This is a genomic window from Streptomyces sp. NPDC003036, from assembly GCF_040611175.1.
Lineage (GTDB): Bacteria > Actinomycetota > Actinomycetes > Streptomycetales > Streptomycetaceae > Streptomyces.
This window is the reverse complement of the sequence record NZ_JBEXNO010000033.1, coordinates 32,798-55,375: the sequence shown is the minus strand read 5'-3', so window position 1 is coordinate 55,375 and position 22,578 is coordinate 32,798. Positions and strand designations below refer to the sequence as shown.

At 72.0% G+C, this 22,578-nt stretch carries 20 protein-coding genes; 6 read left to right on the top strand and 14 right to left on the bottom strand.

The features are described 5' to 3' along the window. Nucleotides 1-42: 42 nt before the first annotated feature. Complete coding sequence (locus tag ABZX67_RS23490) at nucleotides 43-606, top strand: GNAT family N-acetyltransferase (protein WP_355363240.1); 564 nt, start codon at nucleotides 43-45, stop codon at nucleotides 604-606. 62 nt (nucleotides 607-668) lie between these two features. Here the strand turns inward: ABZX67_RS23490 and pssA are convergent, their stop codons facing one another. The 9 genes from pssA to ABZX67_RS23445 form a co-directional block, all read right to left on the bottom strand. Beyond that, a complete protein-coding gene (gene pssA / locus ABZX67_RS23485) occupies nucleotides 669-1,532 on the bottom strand; it encodes a CDP-diacylglycerol--serine O-phosphatidyltransferase (RefSeq protein WP_355363306.1) in 864 nt (287 codons plus the stop codon). Further along, the gene (locus ABZX67_RS23480) at nucleotides 1,525-2,181 is read right to left on the bottom strand and encodes a phosphatidylserine decarboxylase (protein WP_355363238.1); all 657 of its coding nucleotides are present in this window, start codon (nucleotides 2,179-2,181) and stop codon (nucleotides 1,525-1,527) included. The genes pssA and ABZX67_RS23480 overlap by 8 nt, the downstream gene beginning before the upstream one ends. Before the next feature lie 168 nt (nucleotides 2,182-2,349). Then, a complete protein-coding gene (locus ABZX67_RS23475) occupies nucleotides 2,350-3,555 on the bottom strand; it encodes an acyl-CoA dehydrogenase family protein (protein ID WP_355363236.1) in 1,206 nt (401 codons plus the stop codon). A 2-nt stretch (nucleotides 3,556-3,557) separates the two neighbouring features. After that, a complete protein-coding gene (locus ABZX67_RS23470) occupies nucleotides 3,558-4,070 on the bottom strand; it encodes a MaoC family dehydratase (RefSeq protein WP_355363304.1) in 513 nt (170 codons plus the stop codon). Nucleotides 4,071-4,075: 5 nt separating this feature from the next. After that, entirely contained in the window at nucleotides 4,076-5,038 is a 963-nt protein-coding gene (locus ABZX67_RS23465; RefSeq protein WP_126884274.1) for a CoA ester lyase, read from the bottom strand. Further along, on the bottom strand, nucleotides 5,035-7,047 hold the full coding sequence (locus ABZX67_RS23460; RefSeq protein ID WP_355363234.1) for a protein meaA: 2,013 nt from the start codon (nucleotides 7,045-7,047) through the stop codon (nucleotides 5,035-5,037). Before ABZX67_RS23460 ends, ABZX67_RS23465 begins: the two co-directional genes overlap by 4 nt. Nucleotides 7,048-7,064: 17 nt before the next feature. After that, a complete protein-coding gene (gene ccrA, locus ABZX67_RS23455; RefSeq protein ID WP_355363232.1) occupies nucleotides 7,065-8,402 on the bottom strand; it encodes a crotonyl-CoA carboxylase/reductase in 1,338 nt (445 codons plus the stop codon). Between the two features lie 414 nt (nucleotides 8,403-8,816). Beyond that, entirely contained in the window at nucleotides 8,817-9,650 is an 834-nt protein-coding gene (locus tag ABZX67_RS23450; RefSeq protein ID WP_355363230.1) for a TetR family transcriptional regulator, read from the bottom strand. Nucleotides 9,651-9,753: 103 nt separating this feature from the next. After that, entirely contained in the window at nucleotides 9,754-11,535 is a 1,782-nt protein-coding gene (locus ABZX67_RS23445) for a 3-hydroxybutyryl-CoA dehydrogenase (RefSeq protein ID WP_355363228.1), read from the bottom strand. Between the two features lie 393 nt (nucleotides 11,536-11,928). Between ABZX67_RS23445 and ABZX67_RS23440 the strand changes: the two genes are divergently transcribed. Further along, nucleotides 11,929-12,516, top strand: a complete 588-nt coding sequence (locus tag ABZX67_RS23440; RefSeq protein ID WP_355363302.1) for an adenylosuccinate lyase — start codon at nucleotides 11,929-11,931, stop codon at nucleotides 12,514-12,516. Between the two features lie 21 nt (nucleotides 12,517-12,537). Here ABZX67_RS23440 and ABZX67_RS23435 read toward each other — a convergent pair whose 3' ends face one another. Further along, nucleotides 12,538-14,127, bottom strand: a complete 1,590-nt coding sequence (locus ABZX67_RS23435; RefSeq protein ID WP_355363226.1) for an alpha/beta hydrolase — start codon at nucleotides 14,125-14,127, stop codon at nucleotides 12,538-12,540. 115 nt (nucleotides 14,128-14,242) lie between these two features. After that, nucleotides 14,243-15,250 (bottom strand): Rv2578c family radical SAM protein, encoded by a 1,008-nt coding sequence (locus ABZX67_RS23430; protein WP_355363224.1) that lies wholly within the window; start codon nucleotides 15,248-15,250, stop codon nucleotides 14,243-14,245. Between the two features lie 120 nt (nucleotides 15,251-15,370). Between ABZX67_RS23430 and ABZX67_RS23425 the strand changes: the two genes are divergently transcribed. Together ABZX67_RS23425 and ABZX67_RS23420 are read left to right on the top strand one after the other, a co-directional pair. Then, nucleotides 15,371-15,814, top strand: coding sequence for an SRPBCC family protein (locus tag ABZX67_RS23425; protein ID WP_355363222.1), 444 nt, complete (start codon nucleotides 15,371-15,373; stop codon nucleotides 15,812-15,814). 230 nt (nucleotides 15,815-16,044) lie between these two features. Then, nucleotides 16,045-18,360: an MFS transporter gene (locus ABZX67_RS23420; protein ID WP_355363220.1), complete on the top strand. Its 2,316-nt coding sequence runs from the start codon at nucleotides 16,045-16,047 to the stop codon at nucleotides 18,358-18,360. Nucleotides 18,361-18,770: 410 nt separating this feature from the next. Here the strand turns inward: ABZX67_RS23420 and ABZX67_RS23415 are convergent, their stop codons facing one another. Continuing rightward, nucleotides 18,771-19,331 carry a hemerythrin domain-containing protein gene (locus ABZX67_RS23415; protein ID WP_355363218.1) on the bottom strand — a complete coding sequence of 187 codons (561 nt, stop codon included), beginning with the start codon at nucleotides 19,329-19,331 and terminating at the stop codon, nucleotides 18,771-18,773. A gap of 118 nt (nucleotides 19,332-19,449) precedes the next feature. Here ABZX67_RS23415 and ABZX67_RS23410 point away from each other — a divergent pair, with 118 nt between their 5' ends. Together ABZX67_RS23410 and ABZX67_RS23405 are read left to right on the top strand one after the other, a co-directional pair. Next, the gene (locus tag ABZX67_RS23410; protein ID WP_355363216.1) at nucleotides 19,450-19,953 is read left to right on the top strand and encodes a hypothetical protein; all 504 of its coding nucleotides are present in this window, start codon (nucleotides 19,450-19,452) and stop codon (nucleotides 19,951-19,953) included. A 37-nt stretch (nucleotides 19,954-19,990) separates the two neighbouring features. Then, entirely contained in the window at nucleotides 19,991-21,118 is a 1,128-nt protein-coding gene (locus ABZX67_RS23405) for a glutamate--cysteine ligase (protein WP_355363214.1), read from the top strand. 25 nt (nucleotides 21,119-21,143) lie between these two features. Here ABZX67_RS23405 and ABZX67_RS23400 read toward each other — a convergent pair whose 3' ends face one another. Further along, complete coding sequence (locus ABZX67_RS23400) at nucleotides 21,144-21,893, bottom strand: 2OG-Fe dioxygenase family protein (protein ID WP_355363212.1); 750 nt, start codon at nucleotides 21,891-21,893, stop codon at nucleotides 21,144-21,146. Further along, complete coding sequence (locus ABZX67_RS23395; protein ID WP_355363210.1) at nucleotides 21,886-22,566, bottom strand: phosphoribosyltransferase; 681 nt, start codon at nucleotides 22,564-22,566, stop codon at nucleotides 21,886-21,888. Before ABZX67_RS23395 ends, ABZX67_RS23400 begins: the two co-directional genes overlap by 8 nt. Nucleotides 22,567-22,578 lie beyond the last annotated feature (12 nt).

Here is a 22,578-nt window from a genome sequence, read left to right as displayed (position 1 = left end):
CCCCGTCACCGCGCCGAAACCCGGCCGTGTGAAGCTCGCCCCATGAGTGATCACACAGATCCCCACCACCGCATCGAGCCCCTCCCCGCGCGGCGGATCCACGCCGACGCGGCCGAGGGGCTCGCCGCGCTGCTGGTGGACGCGGTCGACAGCGGCGCCTCCGTCGGCTTCCTCGCCCCGCTGAGCCCCGCCGAGGCGGCCTCCTGGTGGCGCGCCGCCGCCGAGGAGACCGAGCGGGGCGTACGGACCGTCTGGGCGTCGTACGGGCCCGACGGCGCGGTCTCGGGCGTGATCAGCCTGGCCCGGGCGGGCATGCCCAACCAGCCGCACCGCGCCGACATCGCCAAGCTCCTGGTCCACCGCGCGGCCCGGGGCCGGGGGCTGGGCCGCCGCCTGCTGGAGACGGCCGAGCGCGCGGCCGCCGCCGAGGGGCGCACCCTGCTGGTGCTGGACACCGAGACGGGCAGCGGGGCCGAGGCCCTCTACCGGAAGGCGGGCTGGACGCGGGCCGGCTCGATCCCCGGCTACGCCCTCACCCCGGACGGCGTCCCGCACCCGACGACGTACTACTACAAGGTCCTGGAGCGTGGCCGGGACAGTGGCTGAGACAGCGGAAGGGCCCGGGTGCTTGGGGAAGCACCCGGGCCCTTCTCACATCCGTACGAGGACTACGGCAGCTGCGCCGCCCGCGCCTCGCGGCTCACGCGCCGGTTGTCGCGGAAGGTGTTCACCCGCCGGGCCGTCGCGAAGAGCGGGATCACGGCGCCCAGCACCACCTGGAGCGCGCAGCCGGTCTGGAGCAGCAGCTGGCCGCCCGGCGCGTCGAACGCCCACGCCGCCAGCAGGCCCATCGCCCCGACGATCCAGCTGAGCATCGCCACCGCGAGGATGCCCCGCGGCTTGGGGTACTCGACCCGGCTGACCATCAGCCACGCCGTGCCGATGATCGCCAGCAGCGTCGGGATGAACGGCAGCTCCAGCAGCACGATCGAGACGACCGTCAGTGCGCCGAATGGGGAGGGCATGCCCTGGAACATGCCGTCCTTCATGGTCACGCAGCTGAATCTCGCGAGCCGCAGCACCACCGCGAGCAGCACCACGATCGCGGCCACGGCCGAGACCTTCTGGTGGGCGTCGTCCGCGACCATCCCGTACACGAGTACGAAGTACGCCGGGGCGAGCCCGAAGCTGATCAGGTCCGACAGGTTGTCCAGCTCCGCGCCCATCGGCGAGCTGCGCAGCTTGCGCGCCACGAGCCCGTCGAAGAGATCGAAGATCGCCGCGAGGAGCATCAGGATCACGGCCGTGGCGGCGCTGTGCCGCGCCATGCCGGTCTCCTGGCTGCCCGTGAGGTGCGGGATCAGGATGCCGGTGGTGGTGAAGTACACCGCCATGAAGCCGCACGTGGCGTTACCCAGCGTGAGCGTGTCCGCTATTGAGAGACGCAGCGACAGCGGCATCTCCTCGGCTTCCTCGACGATGTCCGCCTCGGCGTCGGCGACCCAGTCGGCCCGTGTGTCGGGATCAATCACGGTCAATTCGAGTCACCCCCGCGGTCGTGGTCTGACCGACCTCGACTGCGACGTCGACACCTTCCGGAAGGTAGATGTCAACGCGCGATCCGAAGCGGATCAGACCGATGCGCTCGCCCTGCTCGACCTTGGTCCCCTGCGGCACGTACGGCACGATGCGGCGGGCGACCGCGCCCGCGATCTGCACCATCTCGATGTCGCCGAGCTCGGTGTCGAAGTGCCAGACAACGCGCTCGTTGTTCTCGCTCTCCTTGTTGAACGCCGGCACGAAGCCGCCGGGGATGTGCTCGACCGACGTCACCGTGCCCGCCAGCGGGGCGCGGTTCACGTGGACGTTCAGCGGGCTCATGAAGATGGCGACCCGGGTGCGCCCGTCCTTCCACGGCATGATGCTCTGCACCACCCCGTCGGCCGGCGAGATGACCCTGCCCTGCGCGATCTCGCGCTCGGGGTCGCGGAAGAACCACAGCATGCCCGCCGCCAGCGCGGTGGTGGGCACGGCGATGGCCGCGGCACGCTTGGAACGGCGCGCGCGGGCAAGACTGAGTGCTGCGGTGGCGACGGTCGGCAGAAGCCACGGCGATGCTCCGCGAGCGATACGCACGCCAAATCGGCTGTCGCGAGGTGCAGAGGTTTGGCTGTGGGGCATGGATGACCTTCGTAGCGGATGATGCCGCGCGGATGCGGGGGACGGCGGCTTTTCGGCGATGCTATCGGTTGCGGGCCGCAACTGGGCAAGCCAGAAGCCGAGTCGACGGCCGGAAGAAGATGACAGGGTGTGATCTTCTTCGCGGCCGAACCGACCTAAAAGCGACAATCAACCCTGGAACCGGTACTCCTCGAGCAGCCGACGCCCAATGATCATTTTCTGGATTTCGGCGGTACCTTCACCGATCAGCAGCATCGGAGCCTCTCGGTAGAGACGCTCGATCTCGTACTCCTTGGAGAACCCGTAGCCACCATGGATACGGAAGGCATCCTCCACGACCTCTTTGCAGTACTCGGAGGCGAGGTACTTCGCCATCCCTGCTTCCAGGTCGTTTCGCTCCCCGGAGTCCTTTTTGCGAGCTGCGTTGACCATCATGGCATGAGCGGCCTCGACCTTGGTAGCCATTTCGGCCAGCTTGAACTGGATCGCCTGGTGCTGAGCGATCGGCTTGCCGAAAGTGTGACGTTGCTGGGCATACGAGACACCCAGCTCGAAGGCACGCTGAGCGACGCCACAGCCACGCGCCGCCACGTTCACGCGCCCGACCTCGACGCCGTCCATCATTTGGTAAAACCCTCGGCCGGTGACCCCGCCGAGCACACGATTGGCCGGAATGCGCAGTCCGTCCATGATGAGCTCGGTGGTGTCGACCCCCTTGTAGCCCATCTTGTCGATCTTCCCGGGGATGGTCAGGCCGGGCCGGACCTCTCCGAAGCCGGGCTCCTTCTCCACCAGGAAGGTCGTCATCGACTTGTGGGGGGCGGTGCCCTCGGGGTGTCCTTCGTCACTTCGGACGAGGACGGCGACGAGCGTTGACGTTCCGCCGTTCGTGAGCCACATCTTCTGGCCGTTCAGGACGTACTCGTCGCCGTCCTTGACCGCCTTCGATGTGATCGCCGACACATCGGAGCCGAGCCCCGGCTCCGACATCGAGAAGGCGCCGCGCACCTCGCCGGCCGCCATCCGGGGCAGGAAGGTGTCCTTCTGCTCCTGGGTGCCGTGCTGCTTGAGCATGTACGCGACGATGAAGTGGGTGTTGATGATGCCCGAGACGGACATCCAGCCGCGCGCTATCTCCTCCACGCACAGCGCGTACGTGAGCAGGGACTCGCCCAGGCCCCCGTACTCCTCCGGGATCATCAGGCCGAAGACACCCAGCTCCTTCAGCCCGTCGACGATCGCTTGCGGGTACTCGTCGCGGTGCTCCAGCTCCGTGGCGACCGGAATGATCTCCTTGTCGACGAAGTCACGGACCGTGGAGAGGATCTCCTGCTGGACATCGGTCAGACCGTGGGTCTGGGCGAGTCGGGCCATGGCTACTTCTCCTGGGCCTTGAGTTCCGGGCGGCCCGGCTGCTCGCCGCCGCGCTCCTTGATGTACTGCTCGGTCGGCACCATCACCTTGCGGCGGAAGACGCAGACCAGCGTGCCGTCCTGCTTGTAACCCTTGGTCTCGACGTACACGATCCCGCGGTCGCTCTTCGACTTCGACGGCGTCTTGTCGAGGACGGTCGTCTCGCCGTAGAGGGTGTCGCCGTGGAAGGTCGGCGCCACGTGGCGCAGCGACTCGATCTCCAGGTTGGCGATCGCCTTGCCGGAGACGTCCGGCACGGACATGCCCAGCAGCAGCGAGTAGATGTAGTTGCCGACGACGACGTTCTTCCCGAAATCGGTCGTCTTCTCCGCATAGTTCGTGTCCATGTGGAGCGGGTGGTGGTTCATCGTCAGCAGGCAGAAGAGGTGGTCGTCGTACTCGGTGACCGTCTTCCCGGGCCAGTGCTTGTAGACGGCACCGACTTCGAACTCTTCGTACGTACGTCCGAACTGCATCGTGCTCACGCCTCCGGGGCTTCGAACTTCGACGTACGGGTCATGCCGGCGGCGCGGCCCTTGCCGGAGATGACGAGCGCCATCTTGCGGCTGGCCTCGTCGATCATCTCGTCGCCGAGCATCGCGGAGCCCTTCTTGCCGCCCGCCTCGGACGTGTAGTACTCGTACGCGTCCAGGATCAGCTCGGCGTGGTCGAAGTCCTCCTGCGAGGGCGAGAACACCTCGTTCGCCGCGTCGACCTGACCCGGGTGCAGCACCCACTTGCCGTCGAAACCCAGCGCGGCGGCGCGGCCGGCCACGGCGCGGAAGCCGTCCACGTTCTTGATCTGAAGGTAGGGGCCGTCGATCGCCTGGAGATCGTTGGCGCGGGCCGCCATCAGGATCTTCATCAGGATGTAGTGGTACGCGTCGGCCGGGTAGCCGGGCGGCTGCTCGCCGACGACCAGCGACTTCATGTTGATGGACGCCATGAAGTCGGCCGGGCCGAAGATGATCGTCTCGATACGCGGGGAGGCCTGCGCGATCGCGTTGACGTTGTTGAGGCCCTGGGCGTTCTCGATCTGGGCCTCGATGCCGATCCGGCCGACCTCGAAGCCCATCGTCTTCTCGATCTGGGTCAGCAGCAGGTCCAGCGCCACCACCTGCTCTGCGTTCTGCACCTTCGGCAGCATGATGCAGTCCAGGTTCGGGCCCGCGCCCTCGACGACCGTGACCACGTCGCGGTACGTCCATTCGGTGGTCCAGTCGTTCACCCGCACGACCCTGGTCTTGCCCGTCCAGTCGCCCTCGTTGAGGAACTTGACGATGGTGTGCCGCGCCTCCGGCTTGGCGAGCGGCGCGCACGCGTCCTCCAGGTCCAGGAAGACCTGGTCGGCGGGGAGGCCCTGGGCCTTCTCCAGGAAGCGCGGGTTGGAACCGGGGACCGCCAGGCACGAGCGGCGCGGGCGGAGACGGTTGACGGTCGTCATGCGGGGACCTCCACAGGGTCGAGCTTGTTCGCTTTCCGGATCTCGTCGACGATACGGCCGATGATCTCCGTGATACCGAAGTCCTTCGGTGTGAAGACGGCGGCCACGCCCGCCCGCTTCAGTTCGGCGGCGTCGGCGTTCGGGATGATCCCGCCGACGATCACCGGGATGTCCGACGCGCCGGCCTCACGCAGCCGGGCCAGCACGTCGGGGACCAGCTCGGCGTGCGAGCCGGACAGGATGGACAGTCCCACGCAGTGCACGTCCTCCGCCAGGGCGGCGTCCACGATCTGCTCGGGCGTCAGCCGGATGCCCTGGTAGACCACCTCGAAGCCGGCGTCGCGGGCGCGGACCGCGATCTGCTCGGCGCCGTTGGAGTGCCCGTCCAGGCCCGGCTTGCCGACCAGCAGCCGCAGCCGCCCGGCGCCCAGCTCGGACGCCGTCCGCGCCACCTTCTCGCGTACGGCGGCGAGCGGGGTGCCCTCCTCGGCGGCGATCGCGACCGGCGCCGACGACACGCCCGTCGGCGCCCGGAACTCGCCGAAGACGTCCCGCAGCGCCCAGGCCCACTCCCCGGTGGTGACGCCCGCGCGGGCGCACTCCAGGGTCGCCGGGAAGAGGTTCTCGTCCCCCGCGGCCGTGGCCTTCAGCCGGGCGAGGGCCTCCTGCGCCCGGCCCTCGTCGCGGTTGTCGCGCCACTCGTGGAGCCCGGCCACGACCCGCGCCTCGTTGGCCGGGTCCACCGTCATGATCGCGGTGTCCAGGTCGGCGGTGAGCGGGTTGGGCTCCGTCGTCTCGAAGATGTTGACGCCGACGATCTTCTCCTCGCCGGCCTCGATCCGGGCCCGCCGCTCGGCGTGCGAGGCGACCAGCTGCGACTTGAGGTAGCCCGACTCGACGGCGGCCATCGCGCCGCCCATGCCCTGGATCCGCTCGATCTCCGCCAGGCACTCGGTGACGAGGGAGTCCACCTTGGCCTCGATGACGTGCGAGCCCGCGAAGATGTCCTCGTACTCCAGCAGGTCGCTCTCGTGCGCCAGCACCTGCTGGATGCGCAGGCTCCACTGCTGGTCCCAGGGGCGGGGCAGGCCCAGGGCCTCGTTCCACGCCGGGAGCTGCACGGCACGCGCGCGGGCGTCCTTCGACAGCGTCACGGCCAGCATCTCCAGGACGATGCGCTGGACGTTGTTCTCCGGCTGCGCCTCGGTCAGTCCGAGCGAGTTCACCTGCACGCCGTAGCGGAACCGGCGCTGCTTGGGGTCCTCGATGCCGTACCGCTCGCGGGTGATCGTGTCCCAGATGCGGCCGAAGGCGCGCATCTTGCACATCTCCTCGATGAAGCGGACGCCCGCGTTCACGAAGAAGGAGATGCGCGCCACGACCTCGCCCTTGCGCTCCTCGGGCACCTGGCCGGAGGCGAACACCGCGTCGAGGACGGCGATCGCCGTCGACATGGCGTACGAGATCTCCTGGACCGGTGTGGCGCCCGCCTCCTGCAGGTGGTAGCTGCAGATGTTGATCGGGTTCCACTTCGGGATGTGGTTCACCGTGTAGGTGATCATGTCGGTGGTCAGGCGCAGGGACGGACCCGGCGGGAAGACGTGCGTCCCGCGCGACAGGTACTCCTTGACGATGTCGTTCTGCGTCGTCCCCTGGAGCCTGGTGATGTCCGCGCCCTGCTCCTCGGCGACCACCTGGTAGAGCGCCAGCAGCCACATGGCGGTGGCGTTGATGGTCATGGACGTGTTCATGCGTTCCAGCGGGATGTCCTGGAACAGCCGGCGCATGTCACCGAGGTGCGAGACCGGGACCCCGACCCGGCCCACCTCGCCGCGGGCGAGGATGTGGTCGGGGTCGTACCCGGTCTGCGTCGGCAGGTCGAACGCGACCGAGAGGCCCGTCTGGCCCTTGGCGAGGTTGCGCCGGTACAGCTCGTTGGACGCCTCGGCCGTGGAGTGACCGGCGTACGTCCGCATGAGCCACGGCCGGTCCTTCTGACGCTCTGTCATCTAGGAAACCTCAGACCTCAGACGTTGCGGAAGCGGTTGATGGCGTCGACGTGCTGCGCGCGCTTCTCCTGGTCGCGCACGCCGAGGCCCTCCTCCGGAGCGAGGCAGAGCACGCCGACCTTGCCCTGGTGGAGGTTGCGGTGGACGTCGTACGCGGCCTGGCCGGTGTCCTCCAGGGAGTACACCTTCGACAGGGTCGGGTGGATCTTGCCCTTGGCGATCAGACGGTTGGCCTCCCACGCCTCGCGGTAGTTGGCGAAGTGCGAGCCGACGATCCGCTTCAGCGACATCCACAGGTAGCGGTTGTCGTACTCGTGCATGTAGCCCGAGGTCGAGGCGCAGGTGGTGATGGTGCCGCCCTTGCGGGTGACGTACACGCTCGCGCCGAAGGTCTCGCGGCCGGGGTGCTCGAAGACGATGTCGATGTCCTCGCCGCCGGTCAGCTCGCGGATGCGCTTGCCGAAGCGCTTCCACTCCTTCGGGTCCTGGGTGTGCTCGTCCTTCCAGAACTTGTAGCCCTCGGCGTTGCGGTCGATGATCGCCTCGGCGCCCATCGAGCGGCAGATCTCCGCCTTCTGGGGGCTGGAGACCACGCAGATCGGGTTGGCGCCGCCGGCGAGGGCGAACTGGGTGGCGTACGAGCCGAGGCCGCCGCTCGCGCCCCAGATGAGCACGTTGTCGCCCTGCTTCATGCCGGCGCCGTTGCGCGAGACCAGCTGGCGGTACGCGGTCGAGTTCACCAGGCCCGGCGCTGCCGCCTCCTCCCAGCTGAGGTGGTCCGGCTTCGGCATGAGCTGGTTGGACTTGACCAGTGCGATCTCTGCCAGGCCGCCGAAGTTGGTCTCAAAGCCCCAGATGCGCTGCTCCGGGTCCATCATCGTGTCGTCGTGGCCGTCGGGGCTCTCCAGCTCCACGCTCAGGCAGTGCGCGACGACCTCGTCGCCCGGCTTCCAGGCGTTGACGCCGGGGCCGGTGCGCAGGACGACACCCGCGAGGTCCGAGCCGATGATGTGGTACGGCAGGTCGTGGCGCTTGGCGAGCGGCGAGAGCTTTCCGTAGCGCTCCAGGAAGGAGAAGGTGGAGACCGGCTCGAAGATGGACGTCCACACGGAGTTGTAGTTCACCGAGGACGCCATGACCGCCACCAGGGCCTCGCCCGGGCCCAGTTCGGGCAGCGGCACGTCGTCGAGGTGCAGCGACTTGCGCGGGTCCTTCTCGCGCGTGGTGAGACCGGCGAACATCTCGGTCTCGTCCTTGTGCACGGTCACCGCGCGGTAGGACTCGGGGAGCGGCAGGGCGGCGAAGTCGGCGGCGGTGGTGTCCGGCGACTGGATCGCGTCCAGGATTTCCTTCACGGTGTTGCCTCCGGCGAAGAAGCGTCTTGAGGGGGAGACGCTGGGTTGAACGTCGGGGAAGTGCTGCTCTGGGAGGTGTGTGCCGTCGGTTCGGCGGGTGATGCTCGGCTTGGCAGCGCTGGGTGGTGCGCGAAGAGTGCCTGTGACGCAGGCGTCCGGGCGCGCGACAACGATGTTGTGCGGGGACAGCCGGCGTACGAGAAGTTCTCTGCACGCCGGCCGCCCGGACAACATCAACGTATGACACCGCGTGCCAGGCCGCAAGACACTGAGTGCCAACAATTTCTCTCAGATGTCATCTGCCGGTCACAGATGAGCGATGATCGATCGGTCAGCGCTTTTCCGGCATGCAAAACGCCCGCCGGGGCTCGATGAGAAGTCGAGCCCCGGCGGGCGATGCGGAACCGGGAACGGCTAGCCGTGTTCCTTGAGGGTCCGCTCGATGCTGCGCATGATCTCCTCCAGCGGCGCGTCCGTGCGGGCCACCGTCACCAGCACGTCGCCGGTGGTGCTCGCCGTCGCGGCGGGCGCCGGGGCCGGGGCGCTCCCGGCGCCGGAGCGGCCGGCGCCTATGCCGGTGCCGAAGGTCTCCCGGACGATCGCGAAGGCGTGGTCCAGCTGCGCCTCCACGTCACCCTGCCCGCCGGCCCGCAGCCAGCGGCGCAGCACGTGGTTGTGCGCCGTGACCACCGCCGACGCGGCCACCTCCGCCAGCAGCGGGTCGTCGTTGCCGTCGTGGTGGTCCCGCTCGTCGAAGTGGCCCAGCAGATAGCGCGTGAACAGCCGTTCGTAGCGGGCCACCGAGGCGATCTCGCGCTCCCGCAGGGTGGGCACCTCGCGGGTGAGGCGGTAGCGCGCGACCGACACCGAGGGCGACGCCGCGTACATCTTCATGACTTCCTTGATGCCCCGGCAGACCGTGTCCAGCGGGTGCTCGTGCGGCGGGGCGGCGTTCAGCACCGCCTCGGCGCGCACCAGGGTGTCGTCGTGGTCGGGGAAGATCGCCTCTTCCTTGGAGCGGAAGTGGCGGAAGAACGTCCGGCGGGCGACCCCCGCCGCGGCGGCGATCTCGTCGACCGTCGTCGCCTCGTACCCCTTGGTCGCGAACAGTTCCATGGCCGCGGCCGCGAGCTCGCGGCGCATTTTGAGCCGCTGCGCGGCGGCGCGGCTGCCCGCGGCGCTCTCCGGCGCGTCGGACGAGGAGGCGGCACGAGCGGTTCGGCGGGCGGCATCAGCGGGCTGGGACATGACCTGAACGTACTGCATCGGTGCAGGAGACCGCGCCTGCGGGGCCGGGCCGCCCGACCTCTCGGCCGCCCCGCCGAGCAGCCCGCCCCACTCCCCGTACGGCTCAGCGCCGGGCATATTCGCGGAAACCGCGCCCCGTCTTCCGGCCCAGGCAGCCCGCCGCCACCAGGTGCTCCAGGAGGGGGGCCGGCGCCAGGCCGGGGTCGCGGAACTCGCGGTGCAGCACCCGCTCGATGGCGAGCGAGACGTCCAGGCCCACCACGTCCAGCAGTTCGAACGGGCCCATCGGGTAGCCGCCGCCCAGGCGCATCGCGGCGTCGATGTCGTCGAGCGAGGCGTAGTGGTTCTCGACCATCTTGATCGCGTTGTTCAGGTACGGGAAGAGCAGCGCGTTCACGATGAAGCCGGCCCGGTCGCCGCAGTCCACGGGGTGCTTGCGGATCTTCGCGGTCACCTCGCGCACGGTGGCGTGGACGTCGTCGGCGGTCAGCACCGTACGGACGATCTCCACCAGCTTCATGGCGGGCGCCGGGTTGAAGAAGTGCATCCCGATCACGTCCTGCGGGCGCGAGGTGGCGCGGGCGCAGGCGACCACGGGCAGGGAGGAGGTGGTGGTGGCGAGCACCGCGCCCGGCTTGCAGACCTTGTCGAGCGTGGCGAACAGCTGCCGCTTCACCTCCAGGTCCTCGGCCACCGCCTCCACGGCGAGGTCGACGTCGGCGAAGGCGTCGAGGGAGCCGGCCGGGGTGACGCGGGCGAGCGCCTCGTCGGCCGCCTCGGCGGTCAGCCGGCCCTTCTCGACGGAGCGCGCGAGCGACTTCCCTATGCGCCCCTTGGCCGTCTCGGCCTTCTCGAGCGAGCGGGCGGCGAGCACCACGGCGTACCCGGCCTTCGCGAAGACCTCCGCGATGCCGCTCGCCATGGTGCCGGAGCCCGCGACGCCGACGGAGCGGACCTCGCGGACCTCACCCGTGGCGGCCGTCTCCGACGGCGTGAGCGCGTCGCGCACCACGACACCGCTGCCCGGCTCCTCGTAGGTGTAGAAGCCCCGGCCGGCCTTACGGCCCGTCAGGCCCGCGTCGCTCAGCTGCCGCAGGATCGGCGCCGGGGCGTGCAGGCGGTCGCCCGACTCGGCGTACATGGCCTCCAGGACCGTACGGGCCGTGTCGACGCCGATCAGGTCGAGCAGGGCGAGCGGGCCCATCGGCAGGCCGCAGCCCAGCCGCATCGCGGCGTCGATGTCCTCGCGGGAGGCGTACCGCGACTCGTACATGGCCGCGGCCTGGTTCAGGTAGCCGAAGAGGAGGCCGTCGGCGACGAAGCCGGGCCGGTCGCCGACGGCGACGGGCTCCTTGCCCAGCTGGTGGGCGAGGTCCGTGACGGCGGCGACGGCCTGCGGGGCGGTCAGCACCGAGGACACGATCTCCACAAGCTTCATCGCCGGGGCGGGGTTGAAGAAGTGCAGGCCGAGCACGCGCTCGGGGCGCGCGGAGTCGGCGGCCAGCCGGGTCACCGACAGGGCGTTGGTGCCCGTGGCGAGGATCGCGTCCGGGCGGACGACGGCGTCCAGCTCCCGGAACACCTGCTGCTTGAGCTCGTACGACTCGGGCACGACCTCGATCACGAGGTCGGCGTCGGCGGCGGCCCGGAGGTCGGAGAAGGTGCGGAAGCGGGCGAGGATGTCGCGCCGCTCCTCCTCGGTGATCCGCTCGCGGGCCACGGAGCGGGCGGTGGCCGCCTCCAGGCAGCCGACGGCGCGGCGGGCGGCGGCCTCGCTGACGTCGATGCCGATGACCTCACGGCCGGCCCGGACGAGAACCTCGGCGATGCCGGAGCCCATCGTGCCCAGACCGACGACGGCGATGGTGGAGAGAGGGGTGTCCATCACGGGACTCCAGGGATGAGTGACGACTGATGAGGGGCGCGGGCGCGCACGGGTGCGGTGCGTCGCCTCGCGGAGCGCGTGCGTTCTCGGCGTGAGCGTGAACGCGGGGGCGGGCGCGTGGGCACCGCCGTGCGTGCGTTCGCGCTGCCGCGCGTCGCGCGCGGGTCGCGGTGGAGAAGCGACGGACCCTGTCCCGGAGCCACGTCGTACAGATGTGCCAGGTGTGCCGAACCGACGGACACGGCGCTCGCGGCGGCTGCGTCACCAGGCCGCCGTGAGTGCGTTCGCGGGTGTGTCCCGCTCACTTGAGATTAACCGGCGGGTAACGAGCGCGCCAGCCCTGGGAACTCCCCGGACGATGTGACGCTCGCTACGCTGACGGCCATGACGGCCGTGGATGAGGAGTTCCGCTCGCTCGTGGACCGGTTGCGGGACGAGGCGGAGGGGGCGGGCGCGTCGGAGGCGTACGAACGGCTCGTCGCCGTCGAGGACCCCGAGGAGCTCGCGGCGGTGCTCACGCGGGGCGGCCAGCCGCTCTGGGCGCGCGAGCTCGCGGCGTTCCGGCTGGGGCTCGCCGGTGACCGGCGCGCCTTCGAGGCGCTCGTGCTGCTGCTGAACCACCGGGACCCCGAGCGCTGCGTCTCCGCCGCGTACGCGCTGGCGCGGCTGGGCGATCCGCGGACGGCGCGGGCCGCCGCCGCGCTCGCCACCAACGAGCTGCGCGTCGCCTACGCGCTCACTCCCGTACGGCTGTTGGCCCGGCTGCGGGCGCCCCAGTCCGTACCGGCGCTGGTCACGGTGTTGGAGCGGCGCCTCGCCGACCCGGGCGATCCGTACTGGCGCGTGGCGGTCGCCTGCGCGGAGGGCCTGGGCGACCTGGGTGACGCCCGCGCCCGCCCGGTCCTGGAAGCCGCCCGCCTCCGTCCGCGCCTGGCCCGGGCCGCCACGGAGGCGCTGGCCCGGCTGCGGCCGGAGGCGTAAGGCGTCAGGGCGTAAGGGGTGTCAGCCGCGGTGGGCGGGGTGGGGGAGCGGGGCGGCCGCGCGGGTCGTCCGGGGCTTCGGCTCGGGCGTCGCGGCGCAGACCGCGTCCGCGTCGGCGGTCGTGCCGGTTCCGGTGCCCTTGTCCGCGCCGCCGGTGGTGGCGCGGGGGACCTGGCCGGTCTCCAGGTAGCGCGCCAGGTGGCCGTCGAGACAGGCGTTGCCGGCCAGGGTGATGGCGTGGTTGCCGCCGCCCTCTTCGACGACCAGGCTGGAGCCGCGCAGAGCGCGGTGGACGGTGAGGCCGCCGCCGTACGGGGTGGCCGCGTCCTCCGTCGCCTGGAAGAGCAGCACCGGGGGCAGCGCGTCGTTGGCGATGTCCGGCGGGGTGGACGAGCCGACGGGCCAGAAGGCGCACGGCGCGTTGTACCAGGCGTTGTTCCAGGTGGAGAAGGGCGCCTTGGCGTGGACGGCCCAGTTGTCGCGGTGCCACACGCTCCAGTCGCGGGGCCACGCGGCATCCCGGCACTGCACCGCCGCGTAGACCGAGTAGCCGTTGTCGTCCGTGGGGTCGGACGCCGCCAGTGACGCGTACGCCTCGGCGAGCGGGGCGGTGTCCTTCTCGTTCACGTACGCCGAGAACGCCTCGGCCAGCGCGGGCCAGTAGCCGTTGTAGTAGCCGCCCGGCAGGTAGGTGTCCTCCAGTTCGGCCGGGCCGACCTTCCCCGCCGCCGGGGCCTTCGCCAGCGCGGCGCGCATCGCGTACCAGCGGGCCTCGACCTTCGCCGGGTCGGTGCCGAGGCGGTACGTCGCGTCGTGCCGCGCGACCCAGGCCAGGAACGCCTTGTGGCGGGCGTCGAAGGCGAGGTCCTGCGCGAGGTTGGCCTGGTACCACACCGCCTGCGGGTCGACGACGGAGTCCAGTACGGCCCGCCGCACGCGCTGCGGGAAGAGCTTGGCGTAGACGGCGCCGAGGTACGTGCCGTACGAGTAGCCGAAGTAACTGATCTTCTCCGCGCCGAGGGCCTGCCGGATCACGTCCAGGTCCTTCGCCGCGCTGACCGTGCCCATGTGGCGCAGCAGGGCGCCGTACTTGTCGTCGCACGCCCGCGCGAAGGACGCCGCCCTGGTGAGGTTGGTGCGCTCGGTGTCGACGTCGCGGGGCAGGGAGTCGGGGCGTACGGGCGCGAAGTAGCCCGGCTTGCAGTCGAGCGAAGGCTTGCTCGCGCCCACGCCGCGCGGGTCGAAGCCGATGATGTCGTACTGCGCCGCGACCTTGGCGGGCAGCGACGCCGCGACGAACCCGGCCATGTCGAGACCGCTCGCGCCCGGGCCGCCCGGGTTGACGAGCAGCGGGCCCTGCGAGGTCTTCGCGGTGTGCGGGATCCGCGACAGCGCCAGCGTGACCTGCTCGCCCCTCGGGTCCTCGTGGTCCAGCGGTGCCCGGACCGTCGCGCACTGGAGCTTGGGGTACTGCTTGGTGGCGCACGCCTTCCAGGTGAGGGCGGCGGCTTGCGGCTCGGTGGTTCTGGGCTCCGCCGTGGAGGGGGCGGCGGTGACGGCGCTCGCCATCACCGCCCCGGCGGCGATCAGCACTGCGGCGCGTTTCTGCATATGGCCTCCCGAGCCGGACGGAACGGTCCCTCGGCGGATCGTCCCCGCATTCCGGCCCGGAAGGTCCGCTTCCGGGCAGACTTGACCCGATCAGAGGACCTGATCAACACACCGTTCACAGCAGGGTGAGCTGGGTGGGCTCCTCCGCGACCGGGACGGGGGGCGCTCCGCCCCGGCGGCGCGCGGGCCCTATGCCGAACTCGTCGGCGAACTCGTGCACCTGACGGGTGATCCGGCGCTGGTACCACTTCGGGGCGTAGGCCCCGTCCGCGTACAGCCGCGCGTAGCGGCCCACCAGGTGCGGATGGTGGCGCTGCAGCCAGGCCATGTACCACTCGCGCGCACCGGGCCGCAGGTGCAGGGCGAGCGGGGTCACGGAGGTCGCCCCCGAGGCGGCGATCGCGCGGACGGTGGCGCGCAGCTGGTCGGGGTGGTCGCCCAGGAACGGGATGACCGGTGCCATCAGCACCCCGCACTCGATGCCGTGGTCGGTGAAGGTCCGTACGACGTCGAGGCGGCGTTCGGGCGCGGGCGTGCCCGGCTCGACGGTGCGCCACAGCTCGTGGTCGGTGAAGCCGACCGAGACCGAGAGGGAGACGTCGGTGACCGCGGCGGCCTGGAGGATCGGTTCCAGGTCGCGCAGGATCAGCGTGCCCTTGGTGAGGATCGAGAAGGGGTTCGCCCGGTCGCGCAGGGCGCCGATGATGCCCGGCATCAGCTGGTACCGGCCTTCCGCGCGCTGGTAGCAGTCGACGTTCGTGCCCATCGCGATGTGCGCGCCGCGCCAGCTCGGGGAGGCGAGCTGACGGCGCAGCAGGTCGGGGGCGTTGATCTTCACCACGATCTGCGAGTCGAAGCCGAGCCCGGTGTCGAGGTCGAGGTAGCTGTGCGTCTTGCGGGCGAAGCAGTACACGCAGGCATGGGTGCAGCCCCGGTAGGGGTTGACCGTCCATTCGAACGGCATGCGGGAGGCGCCGGGCACCCGGTTGACGATCGAACGGGCCCGCACCTCGTGGAAGGTGATGCCCCGGAACTCGGGGGTGTCGAAGGTACGGGTGGTGACGGCGTCCGTGCCGAACAGCACGGCGTCGGGGGAGCGGTCGCTCAGATGGTCCCAGCGCATGACGCAGACAATAGAACAAACGTTCCCATGATCGCTTCTCCCCGCTCATCGATTTGGGCGTGTCCGGTCCAAGTGGTTGGCTGGGTCCCCCCTTATGGAACGAGTGCTGGAGGACAAGGCATGGCGCAGGTCGAGGCCACGACGGAGCGGGTCATCGCGGCGGACGCGGAGACGGTGTTCGACGCGCTGGCCGACTACAAGGACACCCGCGCGAAGCTGCTGCCCGAGCACTTCAGCGAGTACCAGGTGCGCGAGGGCGGCGACGGTGAAGGGACGCTCGTCCACTGGAAGCTCCAGGCCACCAGCAAGCGCGTCCGCGACTGCCTGCTGGAGGTAACCGAGCCCAGCGACGGCCGCCTCGTGGAGAAGGACCGCAACTCCTCCATGGTGACCACCTGGACCGTCACCCCCGCCGGCGAGGGCCGCTCCCGGGTCGTCGTCACCACCGTCTGGAACGGCGCCGGCGGCATCGGCGGCTTCTTCGAGCGCACCTTCGCCCCCAAGGGCCTCGGCCGCATCTACGACGAGGTGCTCGCCAAGCTGGCGTCCGAGGTCGAGAAGTAGGGCCCACCGGCAGAGGTCACCGATTCGGGTGATCTTGCCGTCCGCTCCCCGGTGTCGCGCACGCCGGGGAGCGCGGCAAAGCCCCTGATGACCGGGGGCCGCTCTCCCTCCCACGCCCACCGTCACCCCAGTTGGGCGGCTTGCTCCCGCTGAGCGCGTAATGCGAAGAATGGCGCCGCGCAGGCGTCAGAGCGGGCGCCCGAGCGGACGCGACGGAGGGGAGCAGGTTCGTGGGTGGGATCACGCTGACCGATGACGAGCAGGCGGCCGCTCCCGAGGACGCGCCGCCACCGGGTCCGGACCACCCGGCCGACGCCCCCGCACAGCGGCACGTCCGCCTCGTCTTCGGGGCGCTCGTGCTCGCGCTGCTCCTCGCGGCGCTCCAGCAGACCGCCGTCGCCCCCTTCCTGCCGGGCATCGCCGACGAACTCGGCGGCACCGCGCGGTCGGTGTGGGTGATCGCCGCCCCGGTGCTCGCCGCCGCCGTGACCCTGCCCGTCCACGGCAAGCTCGGGGACCTCCGCGGCCGCAAGGGCGTCTTCCAGACCGCCCTCGTGCTCTTCGTCGCCGGATCCGCGCTGGCCGGCTGGTCGCGCACCATGGACCAGCTCATCGCCTGCCGCGCCCTCCAGGGCATCGGCGGCGCCGGACTGCTCGCCGGAGCCCACGCCCTCACCGCCGACCTCGTCCCCGCCCCGGCCCGCGCCCGCTTCCTCGGCGTCCTCGGCGCGGCGCTCGGGGCCGCCACCGTGGCCGGGCCGGCGGTCGGCGAGGCCGTGCGGGTCTCCTGGCGCTGGGTGTTCTACGCCAACGCCCCCCTCGGCCTGCTGGTGCTGATCGTCGTCGGCGCCGCGCTGAGGCCGATCCGGCCGCCGTACGCGGACGAGCGCCGCCGGTTCGACGTCCTCGGCGCGCTGCTGCTGGCCACCGCCTCCACCTCTCTGGTGCTGCTCGCGATCTGGGCCGGTACCCGGTACGCCTGGGACTCCCGCGTCATCCTCGGCCTCGCCTGCGGCGCCGCCGGAACGCTGCTGCTCTTCTTCGTCGCCGAGCACTACGCCGCCGAGCCCCTGGTGCCGTTCGGGCTCGCGCGCCCCCTCCTCCTGACCGGCCTCGTGGGGGCGGCGGCCGGCACGGCGCTGTACGCCGCCGCCGGCTGGCTGCCCGCGCTCCTCCCGCCGGGGGGCGCTCTGCCGCCGCTCGTCCCGCTCGCGGGCGGCATCGTGCTGGGCTCGCTGGTCTCCGGACAGCTCATCGCCCGCACCGGGCACCACCGGATCCACCCGGTGTTCGGCAGCGCCGTCGCGGCCGTCGGCGTGGGACTGCTCTCCCGCCTCGAACCCGGTACGCCGGTCCTCGACCACAGCGTCTGGCAGGCCGTGCTCGGCACCGGCGTCGGCCTGGTGCTGCCCGCGCTCGTCGCCGCCGTCCAGCAGGCCGCGCCCCCCGCCGACCTCGGCGCCGCCACCGCCGCGCACCTCCAGGTCCGACTCCTCGGCGGCTGCCTGGGCGCCGCCGCCGTCTCCACCCTGGCCGGGGGCGGACACGTCCAGGGACACGAGGGCGTGACGCCGCGGCTCTTCGTCGTCGTCCTGGTGCCCGTCCTCGTGCTCGGCCTGTCGCTCGCCTGCTTCCTCAAGGAGAAACCGCTGGTGTCCCAGAACGTCCCCACCGCGTCCACGGCCTCCGTCCCCGCGGCGCGCACCCCCGCCAACGCCGCCGCTCCCGCTTCTGCTCCCGCTCCCGACGGACCCGCGTGGCCGTCGTCCGCGCCGTACGGCTCCGGGGTCCCCGTCTGCGGTGCCGTCCAGCACCACGACGGCAGCTGCGTACCGCGCGCCGCCCTCACGCTCGTCGACGACCACGGGCGGCAGATCGGGCGCGGGGCGAGCGGCGACGACGGGCGGTACGCGCTCAGCGTGCCGGGGCCCGGCGCGTACGTGCTGATCGCCGCGGCCCCCGGACACCAGCCGCAGGCCGTCAGCGTCACCGTCACCACCGGCGACCGGCCCGTCGAGCTCGACATCGTGCTCGGCGGCGCCGGGCGGCTCGCCGGAACCGTCGTCACCGCCGACGGCACGCCCGTACGGGACGCCGCCGTCACCCTCACCGACGTCCGCGGCGAGGTCGTGGCCGCCACGCGCAGCGGGCGCGACGGCGGCTATGTGATGGCCGACCTGGTGGCGGGGGAGTACACCCTGGCCGCCAGTGCCCCGGCCTTCCGGCCCGTCGCCCTGCCGGTGAGCGTGCAGGCCTCCCGCGAGACGCGGCAGATCATCGAACTGGCCGGCGGCGCGCTGCTGCGCGGGACCGTACGGGCCACCGGCGGCCGCCCCGTGGAGGATGCCCGCGTGACGCTGCTCGACGCCGCGGGCAACGTCGTCGACACGCTCATCACGGGCCCCGACGGCGCCTTCCGCTTCGCGGACCTGTCGTCCGGCGCGTACACGGTCATCGCCTCCGGCTACCCGCCCGTGGCCACGGTCCTCCAGGTGGCGGGCGGCGGGCGCACCGAGCGCGACCTCCAGCTGGGACACGGGGGCTGACGCGCGGAACAGGCCGCGGGCGTGGTGCCGCAGGCCCCCCGGCGGCGATCACCGCCCTGGCGTTCTCGCCCGACGGCCGCACCCTCGCCGTCGGAGACACGGCGGGAACGGTGCAGCTCTGGGACGTACCGTCCCACCAGCCCGTGGGCGCGCCGCTGCCCGGGCCGGGCGACGCGGTCCTGGACCTGGCCTTCGCTCCGACGGGCGCAAAGCTGCACGTCGCCGGCGCCCACACGGAGGCCCGCGTGCACGACCTGGGCGCCGAGACCGTCGTCCGGGCCCTCTGCCGCCGCGTGCCCGCCCCCCTCACCCGTGCGGAATGGGCGGCTCTGGTCCCCGACGCCCCCTACGGCGGGGGACGTGCTGAGGGCCGCCGGGTGATCCACCGGGCGGCCCTCAGCTCGCTCGGCTCAGCTCTTGCCGCGGCCGGTCATCATGTCGCGGAGGCGGTCCACCATCCCGGCACCCGGGGCGAGGAGCTTGTTGGCCGGGGGCTTGTCCGGCGCCGAGGGGTGCGGACGGGTCGGGGCCGTCTTCTTCGCCTGGCGCACCTTGTCGCCCAGCTCCATCAGCATCTCGGGCGAGCACGCCTCCCGCAGCCGCGGGAAGAGGTTGTTCTCCTCGTCCACGATGTGCGCCCGGATCTCCGTCATCAGCTTGTTCATCAGCATGTCGAAGCGGGGGTCGTCCGCCGCGCAGCCCTCCAGGTCCTTCATGGTCTGCTCGGCGGCGGCGTGGTCGCGGAGCTCCTTGTCGGCGAGGGCGTCACCCCCGGTGATGTGCTCGCGCACCGCCGGGTAGAGGTACTCCTCCTCCGCCACCGAGTGCCGGACCAGCTCCATCGTGACCTGGTCCGCGTACTGCTTCCGCTGTTCGTCACCGGACGGCAGCTCCTCGATGGTGCTGAAGAGTTCCTCCACCTCCTCGTGGTCGCTGGTCAGCTCCGCGATCACGTCTCCGCCGTGTCCCATGACCTCACTCCTCTGCGCGCCTGTGCGGGAATTCGGATGCCCATGATGTGGTTCAAGCCACGCACTTCCCGTGAGCCACGCCATTTGTCGCCGCGAATGGCGGCGATAGCGTTCCGGCGTGACCGCAGACCACCTCACCCCGCTCATCACGGCGACCGCGCAGTGGCTGACCCGCGCCTACCCGTCCGGCAGCGGCGCGCTGGAGACCGCCCTCGCCGGCGTACAGGCGCGACAGGCGGTGACCGTCGCGGCGTGGCTGCGCTACCCCACCGACCTCGACGCCGCGCTCGTCGCCATCGCCGGACCCGGCGGCTCGGCCCGGCTCGACTGGATCACCGGCGCGGACGACGCCGCCGGAGACGCCTGGCGCACCTGGGTCGACGAGGTCGTCGCCAGCTGGGCCGCCGTCCTGCTCTCCACCCCGGGGCTGGCCGCGACCGCCATGGAGGCGCTGGCCGCCTGCGGCCGCCTGTCCGGGGCGCCCGTCGACTTCCGCCGGCTGGTCACCCCCGACGAGCACGACCGCCGCGCCGCCGCACTGCTGCGCCACCCCGACCTGCTCGCACCGATAGCGGACCTGCACCGCGCGGAGCTGCTGGACCGGCTGGAACTGGCCGTCTGAAGGGGACAACGCCGCACGACGGCGTGATCCTGGATCCGTGAAGGACCAGGAATTCGGTGAACCGCCCACCGTCGGCGTCGAGGAGGAGTTCTTCCTCGTCCGCCCGGACAGCGGCGAGGCCGCGGCGGCCGGTACGCGCGTGGTCGCACGCGCCGCACCCCGGCTCGGGCACGCCGCCTCGGGCGAGTTCACGGAATACCAGGTCGAGGGGCGGACCGAGCCCTGCCACCGCATGGACGAGCTCCGCGCCCAGCTGCGCGGCGTCCGCGCGGGCCTGGCCGCCGCCGCGCGGGCCGAGGGCCTGCGCCTGTGCGCGTCCGGCACGCCGGTCATCGGCGGCGACGGCGGGCGCGCCGATCTCGGCGACCACCCGCGCTACCGGGCGGGCGCATGGCAGTACCGCGCGATGCTCGACGACTTCGCCGTCTGCGCCTTCCACGCCCACGTCCACCTGCCCGACCGCGAGACGGCCGTCCTCGTCGGCAACCACCTGCGGCCCTGGCTGCCGCTGCTCGTCGCGATGAGCGCGAACTCGCCCTTCCACCGGGGACGGGACACCGGCTACGCCAGCTGGCGCTCCGTGATCCGCGGCCGCTTCCCGTGCCTCGGTCCGCCGCCGTACGCCGAGTCGCTCACCGAGTACGAGCGGCTCGCCACCGCCATGGCCGCCACCGAGGCGATGCTGGAGCCCGGGATGCCCTTCTGGGACATCCGGCCCAACCCGCGCCTGCCGACGCTCGAGGTCCGCACCATGGACGTCCTGTCCGACGTGGACGACACGGTGGCGCTCACCGCCCTGATCAGGGCGCTCGTCGTGACGGCCGCCCGGCGCGCGGCGGCCGGCGATCCCGGGCCGCGCACCGGCGCGGAGCTGCTGCGCGCGGCGTACTGGCGCGCCGCGCGGGACGGCTGGCCGGGCCACGGCGTCGACGCGCCGACCGGGCGCGTGCTGCCCTCGTCCGTCCAGGCGCGCAACCTCCTGGAGCACGTACGCCCCGCACTGCGCGCGTACGGGGACGAGGGGGAGGTCACGGCCTTCCTGCGGCGGCTGGAGCTGCGCGGGTCCGGTGCCGAGCGCCAGCGGTCCCGCTTCGCCGCCGAGCCGCGCCTGGGCGCGGTGGTGGAGGGCCTGGTTGGCGAGACGTGCCCGGAGGACGGGCCGTGACCCTGTGGGCCCAAGGCGTACGGCCTCAGCCCGGCGGAAGCAGCGTCGTCACCAGGACGTCGCGGCGCGCGGGCCGCTCGGGGGCGAGCGGGCGGATCGGAGACACCTCGTGCAGGGTGCGCCGGTCGTCGCCCAGCAGCAGGCTGCCCGGTTCGCCGAGCGTCGTCGTCAGGAGGTGCTCGCCGTCCTCGCCGTACACGGAGCTGGCGCCGCCCGCGGCGTTCTCGCGGCCGATCAGCAGCGAGGTGACGAGCGTGACGCCGTCGCGGTGCCGCCCCTCGGGCGTGGGCCGACCGTCCTGCCCGGCGGAGGCGAGCACGCGGAACGGGTGCACCTTCACCTGCCACTCGTCCCGGTCGTCCAGACACCCGGCCACCCGGCCGAGCATCCTGATCAGGGACGCCAGCAGGGGGTCGGCGGTGAACGCGTCGGTCAGCGGCTCGAAGTGCCGGTCCACGCCGACGTACATCGGGTTGGAGGCCTCCGGCTGGACGAACGCGTCGTGCGGCCGCGGGGTCAGCCGTCCGTCGCGCGTCAGGGCGAAGGTGCCGTAGCGGCGCAGGCGCACCGTGCCGCTCTCGGCCGCGTACGGGTCCGGCGCCAGGTCGTCCCAGTGGGCGGCGAACCGCGCCCAGCCGTCCCCGTCCGTCCCGACGCACGCCGACACCTCGGCCGGCTCCATCGCGTACGTCCCGGTCGACACCAGGGCCCGCCGGGCCGCGTCCACGGCCGCCGCCGCGCTCGTCGTCCTGTCTTCTCCGATCACGTCATCCATCGTCCGACGACCCCCGGTCCCGCGCATCCGCGCGCGCCGCACTCAGCGTCCTGACCACCTCGTCATCGCTCACCTGGTCGAAGTCCAGATACCACTGGCCCACCGAGGAGAACGGCCGCGGCTGGTGCAGCCAGATCAGCTCGTCGGCCTCCGCGCCCACCAGCTCCGCCGCCTCGCGGGAGCACACCGGCACGGCCATGATCAGCTCGGCCGGCTCCAGGCCCCGCGCGGAGCGCAGCGCCGCGCGGGCGGTGACACCGGTGGCCAGGCCGTCGTCCACCACGACGACCGTACGGCCGTGGACGTCCGGCATCGGCCGGCCGCCCCGGTAGAGGTCCTCCCGCCGGTGCAGCTCGGTCCGCTCGCGCGCCACCGTCGGCCCGAGGCGGTCCTCCGTCAGGTCCAGCATGGCCAGCGTCCGCTGGTCGTACAGCGGCGGCGCGTCCCCGGCCACCGCGCCGACGCCCAGCTCCGGATTGAACGGCGCGCCGATCTTGCGGACGACGAGCACGTCCAGCGGCGCGCCCAGCGCCTTGGCGATCTCGACGGCGACCGGCACCCCGCCGCGGGGCAGGGCCAGCACCACCGGATCCGTCAGCCCGCCCTCGCGCTGCCGGTCGGCGAGCCGGGCGGCGAGCTCGCGCCCGGCCTCGGTGCGGTTCCGCAGAAGCACGGCTCCCTCACT

What these genes read in the sequence shown, in the direction of transcription:
- ABZX67_RS23490 (WP_355363240.1), top strand. Translation starts at nt 43, where the DNA reads ATGAGTGATCACACAGATCCCCACCACCGCATCGAGCCCCTCCCCGCG.
- ABZX67_RS23435 (WP_355363226.1), bottom strand. Translation starts at nt 14,127, where the DNA reads ATGCAGAAACGCGCCGCAGTGCTGATCGCCGCCGGGGCGGTGATGGCG.
- ABZX67_RS23445 (WP_355363228.1), bottom strand. Translation starts at nt 11,535, where the DNA reads ATGGACACCCCTCTCTCCACCATCGCCGTCGTCGGTCTGGGCACGATG.
- ABZX67_RS23430 (WP_355363224.1), bottom strand. Translation starts at nt 15,250, where the DNA reads ATGCGCTGGGACCATCTGAGCGACCGCTCCCCCGACGCCGTGCTGTTC.
- ABZX67_RS23425 (WP_355363222.1), top strand. Translation starts at nt 15,371, where the DNA reads ATGGCGCAGGTCGAGGCCACGACGGAGCGGGTCATCGCGGCGGACGCG.
- ABZX67_RS23400 (WP_355363212.1), bottom strand. Translation starts at nt 21,893, where the DNA reads ATGGATGACGTGATCGGAGAAGACAGGACGACGAGCGCGGCGGCGGCC.
- ABZX67_RS23450 (WP_355363230.1), bottom strand. Translation starts at nt 9,650, where the DNA reads ATGTCCCAGCCCGCTGATGCCGCCCGCCGAACCGCTCGTGCCGCCTCC.
- ABZX67_RS23475 (WP_355363236.1), bottom strand. Translation starts at nt 3,555, where the DNA reads ATGGCCCGACTCGCCCAGACCCACGGTCTGACCGATGTCCAGCAGGAG.
- ABZX67_RS23480 (WP_355363238.1), bottom strand. Translation starts at nt 2,181, where the DNA reads ATGCCCCACAGCCAAACCTCTGCACCTCGCGACAGCCGATTTGGCGTG.
- ABZX67_RS23415 (WP_355363218.1), bottom strand. Translation starts at nt 19,331, where the DNA reads ATGGGACACGGCGGAGACGTGATCGCGGAGCTGACCAGCGACCACGAG.
- ABZX67_RS23465 (WP_126884274.1), bottom strand. Translation starts at nt 5,038, where the DNA reads ATGACGACCGTCAACCGTCTCCGCCCGCGCCGCTCGTGCCTGGCGGTC.
- ABZX67_RS23470 (WP_355363304.1), bottom strand. Translation starts at nt 4,070, where the DNA reads ATGCAGTTCGGACGTACGTACGAAGAGTTCGAAGTCGGTGCCGTCTAC.
- ABZX67_RS23460 (WP_355363234.1), bottom strand. Translation starts at nt 7,047, where the DNA reads ATGACAGAGCGTCAGAAGGACCGGCCGTGGCTCATGCGGACGTACGCC.